The sequence below is a fragment of the Amycolatopsis viridis genome, assembly GCF_011758765.1.
Classification (GTDB): Bacteria; Actinomycetota; Actinomycetes; order Mycobacteriales; family Pseudonocardiaceae; genus Amycolatopsis_E; species Amycolatopsis_E viridis.
Map to the genome: position 1 here is coordinate 411,848 of NZ_JAANOU010000001.1, position 18,473 is coordinate 430,320.

21 protein-coding genes are annotated in these 18,473 nt (G+C 71.9%); 11 read left to right on the plus strand and 10 right to left on the minus strand.

Annotation, left to right across the window (positions count from 1 at the left end):
• Positions 1-137 precede the first annotated feature (137 nt).
• The 3 genes from FHX46_RS02045 to FHX46_RS02055 form a co-directional block, all read right to left on the minus strand.
• The gene (locus FHX46_RS02045) at positions 138-2,015 is read right to left on the minus strand and encodes an FAD/NAD(P)-binding protein (protein ID WP_167110119.1); all 1,878 of its coding nucleotides are present in this window, start codon (positions 2,013-2,015) and stop codon (positions 138-140) included.
• 57 nt (positions 2,016-2,072) lie between these two features.
• Positions 2,073-2,723 (minus strand): TetR/AcrR family transcriptional regulator, encoded by a 651-nt coding sequence (locus FHX46_RS02050; protein ID WP_167110121.1) that lies wholly within the window; start codon positions 2,721-2,723, stop codon positions 2,073-2,075.
• Between the two features lie 117 nt (positions 2,724-2,840).
• Complete coding sequence (locus FHX46_RS02055; protein WP_167102621.1) at positions 2,841-3,248, minus strand: DUF3151 domain-containing protein; 408 nt, start codon at positions 3,246-3,248, stop codon at positions 2,841-2,843.
• 221 nt (positions 3,249-3,469) lie between these two features.
• On the opposite strand from FHX46_RS02055, the gene FHX46_RS02060 reads away from it, so the two are divergent.
• On the plus strand, positions 3,470-4,651 hold the full coding sequence (locus tag FHX46_RS02060; RefSeq protein ID WP_167110123.1) for a hypothetical protein: 1,182 nt from the start codon (positions 3,470-3,472) through the stop codon (positions 4,649-4,651).
• Here the strand turns inward: FHX46_RS02060 and fbaA are convergent.
• Both fbaA and FHX46_RS02070 read right to left on the minus strand, forming a co-directional pair.
• A complete protein-coding gene (gene fbaA / locus FHX46_RS02065) occupies positions 4,644-5,675 on the minus strand; it encodes a class II fructose-bisphosphate aldolase (protein WP_167110124.1) in 1,032 nt (343 codons plus the stop codon). The genes FHX46_RS02060 and fbaA overlap by 8 nt on opposite strands.
• A gap of 149 nt (positions 5,676-5,824) precedes the next feature.
• Positions 5,825-6,652 (minus strand): LLM class F420-dependent oxidoreductase, encoded by an 828-nt coding sequence (locus FHX46_RS02070; RefSeq protein ID WP_167110126.1) that lies wholly within the window; start codon positions 6,650-6,652, stop codon positions 5,825-5,827.
• 50 nt (positions 6,653-6,702) lie between these two features.
• Between FHX46_RS02070 and FHX46_RS02075 the strand changes: the two genes are divergently transcribed.
• Complete coding sequence (locus FHX46_RS02075) at positions 6,703-7,626, plus strand: aldo/keto reductase (protein WP_167110128.1); 924 nt, start codon at positions 6,703-6,705, stop codon at positions 7,624-7,626.
• A 55-nt stretch (positions 7,627-7,681) separates the two neighbouring features.
• On the opposite strand, the gene FHX46_RS02080 is transcribed toward FHX46_RS02075, so the two are convergent.
• Genes FHX46_RS02080 through FHX46_RS02090 form a run of 3 tightly spaced genes read right to left on the minus strand, consistent with a single transcriptional unit; the run spans position 7,682 to position 9,143 of the window.
• Positions 7,682-8,338, minus strand: a complete 657-nt coding sequence (locus tag FHX46_RS02080) for a hypothetical protein (protein WP_167110130.1) — start codon at positions 8,336-8,338, stop codon at positions 7,682-7,684.
• Positions 8,339-8,365: 27 nt separating this feature from the next.
• Complete coding sequence (locus FHX46_RS02085) at positions 8,366-8,737, minus strand: hypothetical protein (RefSeq protein WP_167109094.1); 372 nt, start codon at positions 8,735-8,737, stop codon at positions 8,366-8,368.
• A 37-nt stretch (positions 8,738-8,774) separates the two neighbouring features.
• Entirely contained in the window at positions 8,775-9,143 is a 369-nt protein-coding gene (locus FHX46_RS02090) for a roadblock/LC7 domain-containing protein (protein ID WP_167110132.1), read from the minus strand.
• Positions 9,144-9,695: 552 nt separating this feature from the next.
• Between FHX46_RS02090 and FHX46_RS02095 the strand changes: the two genes are divergently transcribed.
• From FHX46_RS02095 to FHX46_RS02115, 5 genes are all read left to right on the plus strand, one after another.
• Positions 9,696-10,682, plus strand: a complete 987-nt coding sequence (locus FHX46_RS02095; RefSeq protein ID WP_167110134.1) for a helix-turn-helix transcriptional regulator — start codon at positions 9,696-9,698, stop codon at positions 10,680-10,682.
• A 111-nt stretch (positions 10,683-10,793) separates the two neighbouring features.
• Positions 10,794-11,732 carry an alpha/beta fold hydrolase gene (locus FHX46_RS02100; RefSeq protein WP_167110136.1) on the plus strand — a complete coding sequence of 313 codons (939 nt, stop codon included), beginning with the start codon at positions 10,794-10,796 and terminating at the stop codon, positions 11,730-11,732.
• Positions 11,733-11,756: 24 nt separating this feature from the next.
• Positions 11,757-12,992, plus strand: coding sequence for an MFS transporter (locus tag FHX46_RS02105; RefSeq protein ID WP_167110138.1), 1,236 nt, complete (start codon positions 11,757-11,759; stop codon positions 12,990-12,992).
• A gap of 36 nt (positions 12,993-13,028) precedes the next feature.
• The gene (locus FHX46_RS02110; protein WP_167110140.1) at positions 13,029-13,907 is read left to right on the plus strand and encodes an SDR family oxidoreductase; all 879 of its coding nucleotides are present in this window, start codon (positions 13,029-13,031) and stop codon (positions 13,905-13,907) included.
• Positions 13,908-13,915: 8 nt separating this feature from the next.
• Positions 13,916-14,368, plus strand: coding sequence for a pyridoxamine 5'-phosphate oxidase family protein (locus FHX46_RS02115; RefSeq protein WP_167110142.1), 453 nt, complete (start codon positions 13,916-13,918; stop codon positions 14,366-14,368).
• Here FHX46_RS02115 and FHX46_RS02120 read toward each other — a convergent pair.
• Entirely contained in the window at positions 14,362-14,637 is a 276-nt protein-coding gene (locus FHX46_RS02120; RefSeq protein WP_167110144.1) for a YciI family protein, read from the minus strand. The genes FHX46_RS02115 and FHX46_RS02120 overlap by 7 nt on opposite strands.
• A 118-nt stretch (positions 14,638-14,755) precedes the next feature.
• Here FHX46_RS02120 and FHX46_RS02125 point away from each other — a divergent pair, with 118 nt between their 5' ends.
• The gene (locus tag FHX46_RS02125) at positions 14,756-15,328 is read left to right on the plus strand and encodes a SigE family RNA polymerase sigma factor (RefSeq protein WP_167102653.1); all 573 of its coding nucleotides are present in this window, start codon (positions 14,756-14,758) and stop codon (positions 15,326-15,328) included.
• A 40-nt stretch (positions 15,329-15,368) separates the two neighbouring features.
• Entirely contained in the window at positions 15,369-16,493 is a 1,125-nt protein-coding gene (gene nagA / locus FHX46_RS02130) for an N-acetylglucosamine-6-phosphate deacetylase (RefSeq protein WP_167121019.1), read from the plus strand.
• On the opposite strand, the gene FHX46_RS02135 is transcribed toward nagA, so the two are convergent.
• A complete protein-coding gene (locus FHX46_RS02135; RefSeq protein ID WP_167110146.1) occupies positions 16,494-17,171 on the minus strand; it encodes an SAVMC3_10250 family protein in 678 nt (225 codons plus the stop codon).
• A 36-nt stretch (positions 17,172-17,207) separates the two neighbouring features.
• Between FHX46_RS02135 and FHX46_RS02140 the strand changes: the two genes are divergently transcribed.
• Both FHX46_RS02140 and FHX46_RS02145 read left to right on the plus strand, forming a co-directional pair.
• Positions 17,208-17,507: a hypothetical protein gene (locus tag FHX46_RS02140; protein ID WP_167110148.1), complete on the plus strand. Its 300-nt coding sequence runs from the start codon at positions 17,208-17,210 to the stop codon at positions 17,505-17,507.
• Between the two features lie 79 nt (positions 17,508-17,586).
• On the plus strand, positions 17,587-18,276 hold the full coding sequence (locus FHX46_RS02145) for a DedA family protein (protein WP_208400435.1): 690 nt from the start codon (positions 17,587-17,589) through the stop codon (positions 18,274-18,276).
• Positions 18,277-18,473 lie beyond the last annotated feature (197 nt).

Sequence of the window (18,473 nt, forward strand, 5' to 3'; positions counted from 1 at the left end):
CACTGGTGGGCTCAACCGTCAAGCGGACGTCGGTGAACCGGCGTTCTCGCCAGTTCTTCCGGGTCCGCACCTGGTGCGCCGCGCCGCGGTGGGCGGGTCGCCGACCGCTGGTACCGGTCGGCGGCCAGCCACACCGATCACGGTTCCTGGCCGGTCAACCCACCCCCGTCACGCGGTTCCTGCACCACGCGCAGGATTTCCCGCGCCGCGGCGTCGTTCTGCCGGAACGACGGGCCGTTGGTCCGCGGCCGGGTGAACGCGGCCGCCGAGCGGGCGCTCGTGTGCGGGCCCAGCGCGAACCGCCGCGCTTGGGGCCTGCCGAGCGCGTCCAGCAAGCGGCCGTCCGACACCCGCGTGTGGATCAGTCCCGACGGCAGGTCCCGCACCCGCTCCTCGGCCAGCTCGCCCGCGCCCCGAAGCTGCGCCAGCAACCCGTCCGAGGCACGCGAAACGCTCGGCGGCGGCAACCGCGCCTCGATCAGCGTCCGGGCCGTCACCGAGCCCGGGAAGCTGCCCGAGGAGGCCACGAAGCCGTCTTCGCCGAGCGAGATCCGGACGTCCGCGCCCAGGAACGACACCACCCCGGCCTGGTGCAGCGCCAGCAGCTCGTGCAACCGGCGGGGCGGGGGACCGCTCGCGTAGTACGAGAAGAACCCGTGCCACCAGCCGTCCACATCGGACACGTCCAGCCTGCCGGACGCCATCAGGGCCGGCATCTGCTGGTACACCGACAGCAGGGCCATGAACGCACCCAGGTCCGCGGAGTACGCGGCATCCGCCCGCCGCGCCAGGTCGGCCTCCACATAGGACCGCAGGTACTTCCCGAACTCCTCCGCCGAGCCGAACCGCAGTCCGGCCAGCGGGCGGTCCAGCCGGTCGAGGTCGAGCCGGTCCTCCTCGGCCGGCACGGCGCGCCGCACCAGCGCCTGCATCTCGGCGCTGTCCCAGTCGAACGCGGCGAACGCCCGCGCGAACTCGGCGAAGGACATCAGCACCCGCGACGAGTGCCCGGTGAACAGCTCGCTGTAGTACCCCCACGCGAGCTCCTTCGCCACGTGCGGCCACACGTCCGCGCGGAAGTCCAGGTGCCGCTCCCGCGCCAGCAGCTCCGCCACCCGCGCCTGGCCGAAGAACCGCGGCAGCTCCAGCGGCGAGCCCTGCAACCGGTAACCGGGCTTCGCGTGGTAGGGCACCCCGCGCCGGGACCCGATGTGCAGCACCGGTTCCGCGCCGCTGCGCTGGTACACCAGCCCGCCCTCGTGCTCGGTGAACCGCCCGCCGCGGCCCTCGGTCAGCAACAGCATCAGGTCGACGAACGCCAGCCCGAACCCGCGCACCAGCACCGGTTCGCCCGGCGCGACGTGCTCGTAGTCGACGTCGGCGGTGTAGCCGGCCGGGTAGTAGGCCAGCCCGTGCCGCGCCGCGAACCCGGCCAGTTCCCGCTCACCCGAACCCGGGTCGGCGTCGAGGTGCCCGACCGTCAGCACCACCGCGTCCACGTCGAGCGGGTCGGCCACGCCCGCGAGCCACACCCGCGTCCCGTCGATCCGCGTCACCCGCGTGCGGTGCTCCACCACCTCGATGCCGCCCGGCAACCCGGCCAGCACGTGCCGGTACACCCAGTCGAGGTAGGCGCTCGTCAGCCGCCGGGTGGGGAAGGACGTGCCGCGCAACGCGTCCAGCTCGTCCCGCAGGTCCGCCGGTACGTCGTAGCCGATCCGCCCGTTGCGCACCTCCTGCGCCCACTGCCACAGCGACGGCCCGCTCCGCACCGGGCCGGCCATCGTGACCGACTCGTCGGTGAACATCGTGACGTCCTCGGCCATCGAGTTCATCCGCAGCAGCGGGGACTGCTCGTACCGCCAGATCCGGCCGGCGCCGGGCGGGAACGGGTCGATCAGGTGCACCACCAGGCCCGCGGGCCCGAGCAGTTCGGCCGCGTTGGCGGACAGCCGTTCCAGCACGCCGATCCCACGCGGCCCCGCCCCCACGATCGCGAGCTGAGACGGCGCCATGCCCTCGACGCTACGGAAAAACCGGCGCGGCCGGCCGCTCTCCCGAATCCTGGACGCCTACCGGACCCGCGCGATGACCTCCGGGGCCCGGCGGTAGAGCCGCAGCACGCCACCGATGGTGAACTCGGTGAGCAGGTCGACGAGCGCGTCGCGGTCCGGCGCCGCGCCGTGCCAGTCCATCCCGACCAGCGACTCGACCATCGCGAAGTACATCGTGACCAGCGCGGTGTCCGCACGGCCCGGCTCGACGCCGAGGGCCGCCCAGCGCCGCCCGCTCGCCTCGGTGTAGACCCGCGCCAGCCGCTCCCGCAGCCGGGACAGCGCCGGGTCGCCCGCGCGCTCGGCCTCCTGCAACAGGGGCAGCACCACGGGGTGTTCGGCGACGAAGTCGAACAGGTTCGCGTAGTTCCTGCGTGCCCAGCTCTTCAGGTCCAGGCCGGTGTCGCTCACGCCGACCGTGGCGATTGCGGCGTACGCCTGCTCCTCGGCCTGTTCGAGGACAGCCGCGAACACCGCGCGCTTGTCGCCGTACACCTCGTAGACCGCCTGGCGGGTGAGGCCCGCCTCGCGCGCGATCCGTTCGATCGTGGCGCCCGCCAGGCCGCTCGTGGCGAACACCTGCGCAGCGGCGGCGAGGACGAGCGCCCGCTGTTCGTCGACCGGCACCTTCCGGGGCCGGCCGGGTCCACGCTTCGGTGGCACTGCCATGCCTGCCACCCCACCACATTCGTGCGCCGGCCCCGCTGCCGGAAATCGCCCACCCGGGGGAGCGGTCGTGCGGACCCGTTCGCCAGACGTCACGCCGCCGGGCGGAGCGGTGCGGGCCTACTGGAGGCCGGTCGCCGCGGCGGCCGCCGGGTCGGAGTCGGCGATGAACTTCCGGCACCGCTCGTACTCCTCGGTCTCGCCGAGGCGCTGGGCGGCCTTGGCCAGGGCCGCCAGGGCACGCAGGAAGCCCTGGTTGGGGCGGTGGTCCCAGGGCACCGGGCCGAAGCCCTTCCACCCGGCGCGGCGCAGCTGGTCCAGGCCGCGGTGGTAGCCGGTGCGGGCGTAGGCGTAGGCGGGGACGAACTCACCCGCCTCCAGCGACCGCTCGGCCAGGGCCGCCCACGCCTCGCTGAAGTCGGGATGCTCGGCGGCCACGTCGGCCGGGTCGGTGCCCGCGTCCATCGCGGCCTGGGCGTCCACCCGGTCGGGCAGCCGGGTGGGGTCAGGTTCCAGCAGGTTCGTCATGGTGCCCAGTATCGGCGGTTCACACGAACAGGCTCGCGAGGACCCCGCTGCCGAGGAGGACGAGGGCGGCGATCAGAACCGCGGCGACGAAGCGTTTCGGCATCACGGGCCGACACGATGCCCGGCGGCCGCCGCCGGCGCAAGCGGGTCACGCCTCAGGGTGAACCCTGATTTTCGCTCGTCCCGCTCCACCGGCGCGGACGACCATGGATGATGTTCGCATGACGAAGGCGCTCGAGGGGGCCGCCGAGGGTCTTGCCGTGCCGCGCGGACCCATCGGCAAGACGAAGCTGTTTTTCGCGACCCACTGGGAGCGGGGCGCGGCGGGACGGCCCACGCCGGAGTGGGTGCTGCGGTTCGCGTACGGGATGTGGCTGGTCGCGTTCGCCTTCAAGGTGCTCGGCTCGTCGTGGGACATGTCGTGGCACTTCAAGTTCATCCGCGACGACTTCGCGCCGCCGCACCTGATCAACACCGTGGGCACCGGCATCGTCATCGTCCTCGTCGCGATCCACAGCTACACCGGCCTCGGCTGCGACCGCCGCTCGCTGCGGCTGATGCAGGCCGGGCTGGTGATGTTCCTGATCGCGGCGCCGCTGGACGTCATCAACCACCGAATCAGCGGGCTCGACCTGACCGCGTGGAGCCCCACGCACATGCTGCTCTACATCGGCACCGGCGTGATGCTCGCCGGTGTCCTGGACGGCTGGATGAAGTCCGCACCGCCGGGCCGGTTCCGCACGCTGGTGCTGACCGGGCTGTGGGTGTTCTTCCTGGAGAACACGTTCTTCCCCAACGGCCAGCAGGAGTACGGCATCCTCAGCCTGCGGGCGTGGGAGCGCGGCGCCCCGGAGGCCGAGCCGTCGCTGCTGAGCTTCGCCGCCCAGCAGATCGGCCACCCGGTGGACCGGGCCGCGGTGCTGCACTTCGCGATGCCCATCGCCGACTGGGTCTACCCGTTGTGGGGCGTGGGGGTGTCGGCGCTGGTCCTGGCGATCGCCCGGCACACGATCGGCCGGGCGTGGGCGGCGACCGCGGTGGCCGCCGTGTACGTGGCCTACCGCGCGATCATCTGGCCCCTGCTCGTGGCCGGCACGTTCCCGGCCTCGGCGATCCCGTTCTACCTGATCGCCGTGGGGTTCGCGGTGGATGTGGCGTTCCGCGCCGGCCGGGGGCACCGCGTGCTGACCCCGCTGGCCGGCGGGCTGCTGGTGGCCGCGTTCGGGTACGGCGCGCTGTGGCTCCAGTCGCAGCTGCGGCCGTGGCTGCTGGGCGACGCGCACACCGAGTCCGCGCCGCCGTTCGCCTACTGGCCCGCGCTGGCGGTCCTGGTGGGGCTGCCGCTCCTGTGGTGGGCCCTCACGCGGCTGGTGAGGACCCACCGGGAGGTACCGGTCAGCTGATCTTCTGGCCCGCCGACTTGAGGTGCTCGGCGGCCTCGACGATCCGCTTGGCCATCGCCTGCTCGGCCTGCTTGAGGTAGCTGCGCGGGTCGTAGGTCTTCTTGTTGCCGACCTCGCCGTCGATCTTCAGGACGCCGTCGTAGTTCTTGAAGAAGTGGTCGGCGATCGGGCGCGAGAAGGCGTACTGGGTGTCGGTGTCGATGTTCATCTTCACCACGCCGTAGGACACCGCCTCGTGGATCTCCTCGAGCAGCGAGCCGGATCCGCCGTGGAAGACCAGCTCGAACGGCTTGCTGCCCTCGGCCAGGCCCAGCTTCTCCGCGGCCACCTGCTGCCCGCGCTTGAGCACGTCCGGGCGCAGCTTCACGGCGCCCGGCTTGTAGGCGCCGTGCACGTTGCCGAAGGTCGCGGCGAGCAGGTAGCGGCCCTTCTCACCGGTGCCCAGCGCGTCGACGGTCTTCACGAAGTCGCCCTCGGCGGTGTACAGCTTCTCGTTGATCTCGTTCGAGACGCCGTCCTCCTCACCGCCGACCACGCCGATCTCGACCTCGAGGATGATCTTCGCCGCGGCCGCCTTGGCGAGCAGTTCGGCCGCGATCTCCAGGTTCTCGTCCAGGTCGATCGCCGAGCCGTCCCACATGTGCGACTGGAACAGCGGGTTCTGGCCCTTGTTGACGCGCTCCTGGGACAGCGCGATCAGCGGGCGGACGAAGCCGTCCAGCTTGTCCTTCGGGCAGTGGTCGGTGTGCAGGGCGACGTTGACCGGGTACTTCTCGGCGACGACGTGCGCGAACTCGGCGAGCGCGGTCGCGCCGGTCACCATGTCCTTGACCCGGGTGCCGGAGGCGAATTCGGCGCCACCGGTCGAGATCTGGATGATCCCGTCGCTCTCCGCGTCGGCGAACCCGCGCAGGGCGGCGTTGAGGGTCTCCGACGAGGTCACGTTGATCGCCGGGTACGCGAACTCGCCCGCCTTGGCCCGGTCCAGCATCTCCGCGTAGACCTCGGGGGTGGCGATGGGCATCGTGGGTCCTCCTAGCTGTGGTTCGCCTTCCTTGCCCGAATCGTACGAGGTCGGCGGTGGGAGGACAGTGTGCTGGCTCTCTGCGGCGCAGGTCAGGAACGATCAAGTGACCAAAGCCGCTCCGCCCCGGGCGGAGCGGCTTCGCGTGGTCAGGACAGCAGGGCCTCGCTGACGGCCCGGTAGGCGGGCAGCGGGTCGTCGCCGAGGGCCTGGACGCACACGTGGTCGGCCCCGGCGTCGAGGTGGGCCTGGATGCCGCGCGCGATCGAGTCGATGTCGCCGTGCAGGGCGAGCGCGTCGATCAGCGCGTCGCTGCCGCCGTCGTCCAGGTCGGCCTCGGTGAAGCCGTGGCGGAGCAGGTTGGTGCGGTAGTTGACCAGGCCGAGGTACGGGTGCTGGACGGCGGGGCGCCCGATGGCACGGGCCGCGCCGGGGTCGGTCTCCAGCACGATCTTCTGCTCGGGAGCCAGCAGCACGCCCTCGCCGAGGATCTCCCTGGCCTCCCTGGTGTGGGCGGGCGTGGTCAGGTACGGGTGGGCGCCCGCGGTCCGCTCGGCGGAGAGCTTCAGCACCTTCGGGCCCAGGGCGGCGAGCGCGCGGGCGGCGACCGGCACGCCCGCTTCGTCGAGGCCGTCGAGGTAGTCGACGATCTTGTCGTAGGGCTTCTGGTACTCCTGGGTCGCCTCCGGGTGGCCGATGCCGACGCCGAGGAGGAACCGGCCCGGGTGCCGGGCCTCGATGCGGTGGAAGGACGCGCCGACCGTGGCCGCGTCGTCCTTCCACATGTTGACGATGCCGGTGGCGATCGTGATGCGCTCGGTGGCGTCGAGCAGCTCGTCGACGATGTCCAGCCGCCCGTCGGGGGAGCCGCCGATCCAGATCGCGCCGTAGCCGAGTCGTTCGACCTCGCGTGCCAGGTCCGCGTCCAGCTGGTGCCAGTGCCGCCAGATACCGATCTTGCCGAGTTCAAGGGCCATGCCGGTGCCAACTCCGGCGGGGGTGCGTGGAATTCCTCTACCTTGGGGTCATGGCGAAAATCGGTGACCTAGAGGTGTATCCGCTCAACCTGGGTGGCAACGTCTTCGGCTGGACCGCCGACGAGCAGCAGTCCTTCGCGGTGCTCGACGCGTATGCGGCCGCGGGCGGGAACTTCATCGACACCGCGGACGTGTACATGGCGCGCGTTCCGGGCAACTCGGGCGGTGAGTCGGAGACGATCATCGGCAACTGGCTGGCGCGTCGTGGCCGCCGGGACGACATGGTGATCGCGACGAAGGTGGGCGCCTGGCCGGCGCGGCCGGGGGTGAGCGCGAAGAACATCCGCGAGGCGGTGGAGGACTCGCTGCGCCGGCTGCGCACCGACCACATCGACTTGTACTACGCGCACAAGGATGTCGGGGACGTGCCGCTGGCGGAGACGCTGGAAGCGTTCGACTCGCTGGTGCGTGCGGGCAAGGTGCGGTACCTGGGGGCGTCGAACTACAGCGCGGACCGGCTGGCCGAGGCGCTGTCCATTTCGGACCGGGAGGGGTTCGCCCGGTACGTCGCGGTGCAGCCGCAGTACAACCTGGTGGAGCGCGGGTACGAACAGGAGCTGGCCCCGCTCGTGGCGAAGGAGGGGTTGTCGTCGCTGCCGTACTACGGGCTGGCGCGGGGGTTCCTGACCGGGAAGTACCGGTCGCGCGAGGCGGGCGGCAGCCCGCGGGCCGAGGGCGCGCTGGCGTACCTGGACCACCGGGGCGAGCGGGTCCTGGCGGCCCTGGACGACATTGCGGCCGCCCACGGGACCACACCGGCCGCGGTGGCGCTGGCCTGGCTGGCTGCCCAGCCGACGGTCACCGCGCCCATCGCCAGCGCCCGGAACGTGGACCAGCTGACCGACCTGCTGGCTTCCGTGGCACTGCGGTTGAGCGACGCGGAGCTCGCGGCCCTGGACGACGCGTCGCGGTAGGCGCCGGGCGCGCTCGCCGCCGGGCCGGGCGGGAACCGGCGGCCCCGGCCGCCGTTCACCGGGCCACCTCCACTTCCAGTCCCAGCACCCGCACCGTGCGCCGGCGCCGCAGCCAGCCGCGTCCGGGCGGAGCGTCCGGCAGCTCGTCGAGGAACGCCTTGCGCTGCCCTGGTGTCGCCGAGCGCCAGCGCAGGGACAGCGTCGGGCGGACCGGGGCGATGAAGGGCCGTACGCCCTCGTGCGCCTGGTCGAGCCGTTCGTGGTAATCGGGATCGGGGCGGTAGGCGAGGTCGAGGTCGATCAGCGGGTCGGGGCCGCCCGCGTGGTGCTGGCACCGCGCGAGCATCCGGGCGAGCTCGTCCAGCGCGATCCGCACGGTCCAGGGCATCTGGTCCCGCCAGCGGCCGGGAAGCGGTGCGTGCACCGGCGCCGCGGGACCGTCCTCCGCGAGCACGATCAGCGCCCGGATCCGGGTGCCCGCGAGCTCGACGAGAACCTGCTGTTCCTGCGGGTGGACGACGAACCGGGCCTCCCGCCCGGCCAGGACCGACCCCGAGCGTTGCGCCACCCACTCCTGCGCCTCACCGGGCGAGACGAACGTGAACACCAGCTCGTCGCCGGCGAGGGTCATCGCGACCGGGAACAGGGAACCGAGGTCGTGCATGAACTCCGAGCCGACGACGAGTGCGGCCTTCGAGCCGCCTGTGGTCATCGCCCACTCCTCTTGTGCGAGCGCGGCCTACACCTGCAGGTCGGCTTCGATGCGCTTGAGGTAGTGCCGGGCCAGCGCCAGGTTCGCCCGCTCCCGGTCCAGCACCAGGTACAGGAACATGGACGCGCGGGAGCCGGGCGTGTCGAGCAGCCGGATCAGGTGGTACTGGCGGTGCAGCGTGATCAGGATGTCCTCGATCGAGTCGTTGAGCCCCAGCGACGACATCACGCGCAACTTCGACCGCACGACCTCGGTGTTGCCGGCCGCGGCGATCTCCAGGTCGAACCAGTCGTCGCCACCGGCGGTGCCGAGCGACATCCCGCTCTCGTAGTCGACCAGGGCGACGCCGAGAGCGCCGGTGATGCTCATGGCTTCCTTGAGCGCGGTGTCGATGTTCATCATGATCAGTTCCTCCTGTAGCGGGTTTCCGTGCCGGCTAGGCGGTCAGGATCGCGGCGATCCGGTCGATGACGGGCCGGGTCTCGAACAGCAGGCGCCCGACGTTCAGCCCCTTGTCCCCCAGCACCACCATCAGCGCGATCCGGCCGATGGCGTAGACGGCCATGTAGCCGTCGCTGCTGAACACGACGGTCTGGTTCAACGTGCCCTGGCCCGCCAGCTCGGACGCCTGGCGGGCGATGCCCAGGTCGGCGGCGGCGAGCGCGGAGATCTTGGCGGGGTCGATGGTCTCGGCCACGTCGGCGAAGATGCAGATCCCGTCGACCGCCGCCACCACCGTGTCCGTCACCCCGGCGACACTTTCGCGGAGGCCGCGCAATTCGGCGGCGAGTGCGTCGAAGTCCACCACTTGTCCGTCTTTCTCCGTCAGCGGGCGCAAAGTCTCAGGAACGCGACTTTGCGTTCACCGGACGTCAGAAAAATGGCATAAAAATGGGCGACAGCCGAGTGGAATGTCATTCACCCGTTCGAGTGGCGCCTGATCAAGGAGACTACCTCAACTGCACTGAGAGCGCGGGAAGGTGGTCGTGTCTAACCCTGTACAACACGAACGGGTGAAATTGATCGCATCCGGTAACGGCTGGCCGTAGTGGTGGTCGTGTGACAATTTCCGCGCCGGCGGGCCACTGGTTTCCGCTTTTCGGTCGCCGACGTGACGTGGCACGACGGTGATACTCATTCCGAAAAGGACGGACGCGGGAGGGGATCGGTGTGCCGCGGGCACGCCGGGCGGCGATCGCCGGGCGGGAAACCGCGCCCACGGTGAGGACCAACGCGGATTCGTCCGTTCGGCCCAGTCGACACCGCCGTGTGAGATGCGCTACCCCGGCGCGGGCGTGTCGTGGCACGAGCTGGTTCCACTGACGCCGAACGGCAGTGGACTGGCAAGCTCACTCGCATGCGCGCGAGCAGACTGGTCTCAGCCCTGTTGCTGCTCCAGACCCGGGGGCGGATGACCGCGCGGCAGCTGGCCGACGAACTGGACGTCTCCGTCCGGACGATCTACCGGGACATGGACGCGCTGTCCGCGGCCGGCATCCCCCTCTACGCCGACGCCGGTCACGACGGCGGCTACCAGCTGCTCGACGGCTACCGCACCCGGCTCACCGGGCTGACCACCGACGAGGCCGAGGCGCTGTTCCTGTCCGGGTTGCCCGGGGCCGCCGCGGATCTCGGGCTGGGTGCCGTGCTGGCCACCGCCCAGCTCAAGCTGATGGCCGCGCTGCCGGAGGAGCTGCGCGACCGCGCAGGCCAGCTCCAGCAGCGCTTCCACCTGGACACCTCGGGCTGGTACGCCGACCCGGAGCCCACCCCGCACCTGGCGGCGGTGGTGCAGGCCACCTGGAACCAGCTCCGGGTCCGGGTGAAGTACCGCAGGTGGGCCGCCCCGCACGAAGTGACCAGGGTCGTCGAGCCCTACGGCGTGGTGCTCAAGGCGGGACGGTGGTACCTGGTGGGGGGCAGTTCCGGGTCCGTCCGGACCTACCGGGTCTCGCAGATCCTCCGGGTGCAGCCGCTGGCCGAGCGGTTCCCGCGGCCGCCCGGGTTCGATCTGGGGCGGCACTGGGACAGCTACCTCGAGGAGTTCGACGCCCGCCGGTACGTGGGCGAGGCGACGGTCCGCATGACGACGTCGGTGTTCGACCGGCTCACGCACCTGCTCGAACCCGATCTGGCGCGTGCGGCGCGGGAACGCGCCCAACCGGACACCGCGGGCTGGATCCGCACGGTCATCCCGATCGAGTCCACGGACCACACCGCGGGGCTGCTGCTCCGGCTCGGTGCCGAGGCGGAGGTGCTCGCACCGGACTCGCTGCGGCAGCGGCTGGCCACCACCGCCGCGGCGCTCGCCGAGCTGTACGGCAGGCCCGCGCCCCCGGCATGACATCGCATTTCTCGTGATCTTCGCTGACACCGGATGTCAGTGGACCGCCGTTAGCGTCCGGACGCCGGGCCTGCCGCCCGGGTGCACGACGTGAACAGCGAAGGACGAGAAGTGATCCCGGAACACGAGACGTTCGACGGAACCTGGCCGTTCCCGGCCCGCTACTGCGAGGCCGCGGGCTTCCGGCAGCACTACGTGGACGAAGGTCCACGGCGAGGCGGGGAAACCCTGGTGCTGCTCCACGGTGAACCGACCTGGGGCTACCTGTGGCGGCACCTCGTCGGCCCCCTGTCCCGGCAGCACCGGGTGGTCGTGCCGGACCACATGGGCTTCGGCAAGAGCGACACGCCGCCCGGGCGCGGCTACCTCGCCGACGAGCACGTGGACAACCTGGAGCAGCTGCTCGTCGGCGAACTCGACCTGCACGGGATCACGCTGGTGTTGCACGACTGGGGCGGTCCCATCGGCACCGGTTTCGCCCTCCGGCACCCGGATCGCGTCAGCCGCATCCTCGCCACCAACACCGTGCTGCCCCTGGGGCTGCCGGGCTACGCGGAACTGATGCAGCACAACTTCGCGGACAGCTCGTGGTTCCGCTGGGCGCGGGCCGCGCACGCCGACGGCACCCTGGAAGTCCTGCTCGGCAACGCCGGCCACACGATCACCCACCTGATGCTCGCGTTGCAGACCATCACCCGGCCGCAGATCCTCACCCCGACCTGGGTTCGCGCCTACTCCGCGCACTTCACCGGCCGGGCGCAGTGCCGTGGCGTGATCCGGTTCCCCCAGCAGCTCGTGGCCCCCGACCCGGACGCTCCCGCGCCGGCACCGCCCGACCCGGCGGCCGTGGCGGCGCTGCGGGGCAAGCCCGCGCTGCTCGTGCAGGGGATGCGGGACACCGCGCTCCTTCCGCGCTACACCGTGCCCGCGTTCCGGCTCGGCTATCACAGCGCCCCGGTCGTCGAACTGCCCCAGGCTGGTCACTTCACGCCGGAGGACGCGCCGGAGACCCTGCTGGCCCTGCTGGACCTGTTCCTCCAGACCACCTGACCCGCGCTCCACCGGAGATCCCAGATGACTCTCAGCTCCACCAGACCCGTGCTCGTTCTGCTCGCCCTCGGGCTGTTCGCGATCGGCACCGACGGATACGTGATCACCAGTCTGCTTCCCGACGTCGGGCACGCCCTCGGTGTGTCCGACAGCGCCGCGGGACAGCTCATCACGGTGTTCGCCCTCGCCTACGCGGTCGGCGCCCCCGTGCTCGGCGTACTGACCGGCGGCCTGCCCCGGCGCCCGCTGCTGATCGGCAGCCTGGCGGTGTTCGCGCTGACGAACGCGGGCGTCGCGATCGCCGGTTCCTACCCGGTCATGATGGTCGTGCGGGTACTGGCGGCGCTCGCGGCCGCCGTGTTCACCCCCGCCTGCTCGGCCACCGCGGCCGTCCTCGCCGACGATGGCCGGCGCGGCCGGGCGCTGGCCACGGTCGCCGCCGGCGTCAGCCTGTCCACCGCGCTCGGGGTGCCGCTCGGTGCGCTGGTCGGCGCCGCGTTCGGGTGGCGGGTGACCTTCCTGGCCATCGCCGTGCTCGCCGCACTCGCCACGGCCGGGCTCGCCCTGCTGCTGCCCAGCGTGCAGACACCGCCGGCCACCGGGTTGCGCGCCCGAATCGCGGTCGCCCGGACCCGCGGCGTGCCCACCGCGCTCGGTCTCACGGTGCTGTGGATCGCCGGGGCGTTCACCGTGCTGACCTACATCAACCCGGTGCTCGGTGACCTCGCCGGGGTGCGCGGGTCCGGGCTGGCCGTGTGGTTGCTGGTGTTCGGGGTGGCCGCGGTCGCGGGCAATGCCGTGGGCGGGCGCGCGGCCGACGGGTACCCGGCGACCTCGCTGGCCGTGGTGACCACGGCTGGGCTCGCCCTCGCGCTGACTACCTTCGGCGTGCTCGCCTCGCTCGGGGTGCACGGGCGCACGGGCATGGTTGCCGCTGCGGTGGTGCTCGCGGTGTGGGGGGTGTTCGGGTGGGCGTTCATGCCGGTCCAGCAGCACCGGCTGGTCGAGCTGGCCGCCGGGGACGCCGGGGTGGTGCTCTCGCTCAGCGCCAGCGCGACCTACATCGGCATCTCGCTGGGCGGGTTCGCCGGTTCGCTCGCGCTCACCTCGGGTGGCGTCGCCGCGGTGGGCTGGACCGCGGGAGCCATCGAGTCGTGCGCCGTGCTGGCCGCGGTCGCCATCGCGGTGGCGCACCGCCGGGTACGGGGTGTCCGGGCCGCGGCCTCGGGTATGGACACCGCGACTTCACCTACTCGGTAGTAGCTTACTCGCGGTAGGTTGAGGTAGGGTCCGGCCATGGCCAACGTCAAAGGCAAGGTCGTGCTCATCACCGGAGCTGCGCGCGGCATCGGCGCCGGGCTCGCCGAACGGCTCGCGGCCCGCGGGGCCAAGGTCGCCCTCGTCGGGCTGGAGGCGGACGAGCAGCGCAAGGTCGCCGAACGCATCGGCGATTCGGCGCGCGCCTGGGAGGCCGACGTCACCGACTGGACCGCCCTCGAAAAAGCCACGGCCGGCGTCGTGGAGCACTTCGGGGGCATCGACATCGTGATCGCGAACGCGGGAATCGCCACGACGGGCTTCGTCCGCTCCGTCGACCCCGCCGCCTTCGAGAAGGTCATCGAGGTCGACCTGCTCGGCGTGTGGCGCACGTTCCGCGTCACGCTGCCGCACATTATCGAGCGCAAGGGCTACCTGCTGGCGATCTCCTCGCTCGCCGCGATCACCCACGCCCCCGGCATGGCCAACTACGCCGCGGCCAAGGCCGGTGTCGAAGCCTTCTGCAACAGCCTGCGCGCCGAGGTCGCTCACCTCGGCGTCAAGGTCGGCGTCGCCCACCCCACGTGGATCCGCACCGATCTGGTCGAAAGCGCCGACGCCCACCCGGTGTTCGGCAAGCTGCGCGCCGGCATGCCGGGCCTGCTCGGCCGGACCTACCCGCTCGGCGTGGCCCTGGACCACATCGAGGCCGGTGTCCTCAAGCGGGCCCGCGTCATCCACGTACCGAAGTGGGTCGGCCTGCTCAAGGTGGTCCGCGCGCTGCTGCCGCCGGTCGTCGAGCTGGGTTCGCGCACCCGGGTGCCCGCCGCCGACCGCGCCGCGCTCGAGGACATCAAGGCCCGCGGAGCGCGCGAGGCCGCGGTGACCGGGCACGGCGGACGGGCCGCGATCCGATAGGAGCCGACATGTCCCGCCGCGACCAGATCAGGATGACCGGCGACGAGGTCCTCGCGTTCCTCGCCGGGGAGAAGGTCATCAACGTCGCCACCGTCAACCCCAACGGCCGCCCGCACCTCGCCCCGCTGTGGTACGTGCCGCGCGGCGAGGGTGTGGCGACCTGGACCTACCGCAAGTCCCAGAAGGTCGCCAACCTCCGCCGGCTGCCGCAGGCCACCGTGCTGGTCGAGAGCGGCGACACCTACGACCGGCTGCGCGGCGTCCAGTTCGAGGCCGACGTCGAGATCGTCGAGGACACCCCCGCCGTCGCGGCGATCGGCGCGGCCCTGGCCGAGCGCTACGGCGGCGGCTCGCTGGCCGCCGACGTCGTGGCTGCCCAGGCGGCCAAACGGGTCGGGCTGGTGTTCACGCCGACGAAGATCGTCAGCTGGGACCACACCAAGCTCGGCGGCGTCTACTGAAGCCAGGCGCCCAGCGTCGGGTTGATCTCCCGCACCGAGTAGCTCTCCAGCGCGCCTTCCGCGACGTACGGGTCGGCGTCCAGGAGTTTCTGCAGGGCGTCGGCGTCCTCGGCCTGGATCAGGTACGCGCCGCCGGCGTCGTCGGTGAACGGCCCGGCCACCGCGACCGTGCCCTCGTCGGCGAGCTTCTTCAGGTACTCGCGGTGCCGCGGTCGCACCTCCGCGTACTTCCCCTGGTCGTAGACCGTCTGCACCAGGAACCAGGCCATGCGCACCTCCGTCTGAGTACTGCTTCGCACGCTACCGGGTGACCAGGCTCAACCGATACGCTGGGCCGAGCGTGTGCAGCACGTGGACAACGGGTTGGCCGAGGACAGGCGGGGGTACATGGCGGACGGCAGCGCGGGGCGCAGCGTCGAACGCACGCTCGGGCAGTTGCGCACCATGGACGGGGTCGGTACCGCGTCGGCCCAGCCGGCCGGCCCGCTGACGCTGGAGGACCTGTACAAGGTCCACCGGATGCGGCTGGTGCGGCTGGCGATCCTGCTGGTCGACGAGCCGGCCACGGCCGAGGACGTCGTGCAGGAGGCGTTCACCGGCCTCTACCGGAACTGGGGCAAGCTGCGGGACGCCACGGCCGCGGTGGCGTACCTGCGCACCGCGGTGGTCAACGGGTCGCGCAGCGTGCTGCGGCGCCGCAAGACGGCACGCGAGTACGTCCCGCCGCACGCGGTCAACGCGCGCTCCGCGGAGAGCCTGGCGATGCTCTCCAGCGAGCACCAGTCGGTGGTGGACGCGCTGTCGAAGCTGCCGCCGCGGCAGCGCGAGGTGCTGGTGCTGCGCTACTACGGCGGCCTCTCCGAGGCGGAGATCTCCGAGGTCGCGGGCATTTCGAAGGGCACTGTGAAGTCCACCGCGAGCCGGGCGCTGGAAGCCCTCCAGAAGGCCATGAGTGGCTGAGCTGGTTTAGACCAATATGCTGGAGCCTGTGACGGGTTTCGTGCTGACGGGTGGCAGGCTCGCCCTCCCCGAGGGCCTGGTGGACGACGGGTGGCTCGTCGTCACCGGCGGGACGATCGCGGGCATCGGGACCGGGACGCCGCCACCGGGTGAGCAGGTGGACGTGGGCGGTGCCTACGTGGTGCCCGGGTTCGTCGACGCGCACTGCCACGGCGGCGGGGGCGGGTCGTTCTCCAGCGGCGATCCCAAGGAGATCGCCACCGCCATCAAGGCGCACCGCAGGCACGGCACGACCACCATGCTGGCGAGCCTGGTGTCCGATCCGGTGCGGGCGCTGGTCGACCAGATGGCGGTGCTGCGCGAGCTGGTCACCGACGGCGAGCTGGCCGGCATCCACCTGGAGGGACCGTTCATCGCCGCGTCCCGGTGCGGCGCGCACGACCCGGCGGTCCTGCGGGAACCCGACACGGCGACCGTCGACGCCCTGTTGCGCGCCGGCCACGGCGCGGTGCGGATGGTGACGCTGGCGCCGGAGCTGCCCGGCGGCGTGCGCGCGGTGCGCCAGCTGGCGGAAGCCGGGGTGATCGCCGCGATCGGGCACACCGACGGCACCGAGGAGCAGATCCGCCCGGCGATCGACGCGGGCGCGACGGTGGCGACGCACCTGTTCAACGGCATGCGGCCGCTGCACCACCGCGAGCCCGGCCCGATCGGTGTGCTGCTCGACGACGAGCGCATCACCATCGAGCTGATCTGCGACCTGGTCCACGTGCACCCGACGGTGCTGCGGATGGCGGCCCGCTACGCCGGCCGCGGCCGCACGACCCTGATCACCGACGCCATGTCGGCCACCGACGCCGCCGACGGCCGCTACCACCTGGGCCGGCTGGAGGTGGACGTGCGGGACGGGGTGGCGACACTGGCCGACACGGGTTCGCTGGCCGGCAGCACCTTGACCATGGACGCGGCGTTCCGGAACCTGGTCAGGGGCGCGGGGCTGTCCGTCCCGGACGCGGTGCGGGCGACGTCCGGGCGGCCCGCCGAGCTGCTCGGCCTGGACGACCGGCTCGGCTCGTTGCGCACCGGCCTGGCGGCGGACCTGGTGGTGCTGGACGGCGACCTGCGGCCGGCCCGCGTGCTGCGCCATGGCACCTGGATCGCCTGATCACGCCTCCGGTGCGGCGACGTGCTCGACGTACAGCGGCGTCGCGACGAGGATGGTGCGCTCGTCCTCCGGCAGGACCGCGGTGACCCGCGCGTACCCGGCCACCCAGGCGGCTGCGAACCGCGGCTGGAGACGGTCAGCCAGCCGGTCCATGGCCGCCACCACCCCGCCCAGGAACCGCTCGTCCCCGGGGTTCCCGGCCCGGTCCGGGTCGGTCAGCTTCAGCAGCACCTGGGTGAACCGCACCCACATCGACTGGTGCCACCCGTCGTCCATGTCCCGCACGGCGGGCAGCGATCCGACCAGGTGGTGGCGCGAGCCGTGCAGCAACAGCCGGAGCCGGCCGCCCGTCGGGTACTCCGCGGTGGCCTCGTCCACGTCCAGGAACACCACCGCCCCACCGACCTCGCCGTAGGCCATCGGCGCCTCGAAGTGCACCCACTCGCCGGGACGCACTCCGGGCTCGGCGAACCACCGGGGCGCCCGCGGCGACGCCTCCAGCGCGGCGACCGCGCCCGCCAGCCCCGGCTCGGCCTCGCGCGCCGGCTTGCCCACCTTGATGCCGCCGACCGGGGTGCTCACCTGGGCCTCCACGTCCCGCAGGCCGCGCGGGCGCTTCGGCAGGTCGGGGACCAGTTGCCGCAGCTTCGCTTCGGAGACGTAGATCAGTTCACGCACCTGCCCATGGTGCCCGTAGTTGATTACGCTGTGGCCGTGAGCGAGGCGAAGGATCCGGAACGGTTGCTGGCCGAGGCGCTGCAGGCGCAGGCCCGCAACGCGCCGCACCCCGGCCCGCCACCCGGCGGGTGGCCGGAGCCGGGGCTGCTGTCCGGCGCCGGGGCCAGCCCGCTCGAGCGCGAGCGCCTGGCCCTGGAACACCCGCCGGGAAAACCGGCTGCGCCGCCGCGCCGGGGCGTCCCGGCCGGCCCGCTGCCGGTCTACTGGGTGCTCGGGCTGGCGGCCCTGCTGGGCCTCGCGACCGGCGCCGTCATCGGCCTCATCACTCTGTTCTGAGCCCCCATACTGCACACAGGGTCACCCTGTACCGTTTTGTGTTGTGATTCTCGCCGAGACCGCGACCACGCTCGCTCTGATGCCGAAGTGGTTCAACCCCGAGTACCTGCTGACCCAGTTCGGCGCGTACGTGATCGTCGGGCTGTGCCTGGTCATCTTCATCGAGAGCAGCATCTTCCCGGTGCTCCCCGGTGACTCGCTGCTGTTCACCGCCGGCCTGTTCGTGGCGCAGGGCTCGATCCACGCCCCGCTGTGGCTGGTCTGCACCCTGGTGACGATCGCGGCGCTGCTCGGCAACGTGGTCGGCTACCTCATCGGCTGGAAGGCGGGCCCGGCGCTGTTCAAGCGGCCGGACTCGCGGTTCTTCAAGCAGGAGTACGTCGACAAGACGCACGCCTTCCTGGAGAAGCACGGCCCGAAGGCCGTCGTGCTGGCGCGGTTCGTGCCGTTCGTGCGCACGTTCATCACGTGGATCGCCGGTGTCGGCCGGATGGACCCGAAGAAGTACTTCACCTACACCGTGATCGGCGGCATCCTGTGGGCCGCCGGTATCACCGCACTGGGTCACGTGCTCGGCAACATCTCCTTCATCAAGACCAACATCGAGGCCATCTTCATCCTCATCGTGCTGGTCTCGGTGGTGCCGATCGTGATCGAGTACGCCAGGAACCGCCGCGAGAAGAAGCTCGCCGCCGCCCGGTCCGCCGCCGCGCCGGCCGCCGAGTCCGACGCCGAGGTCACGCAGCGGATCCCGCGCGTCGAGCCCTGAGCACGACCCGGAAGGCCGCCGCACGGGAATCGGGTGCGGCGGCCTTTTCGCGTCTCGGACAGCGCCTCCGGGAGCGATCGCCGGCAGGCCCCACGATTCAGCGAAACCGCCTGGGCAGTGGCCAGGTGGATGGCGTCGAGCGAGCACAGTCCGGGTGTGCGGCAGCCCGGACCACCTCGTCGACCTCGTAGCGTGCG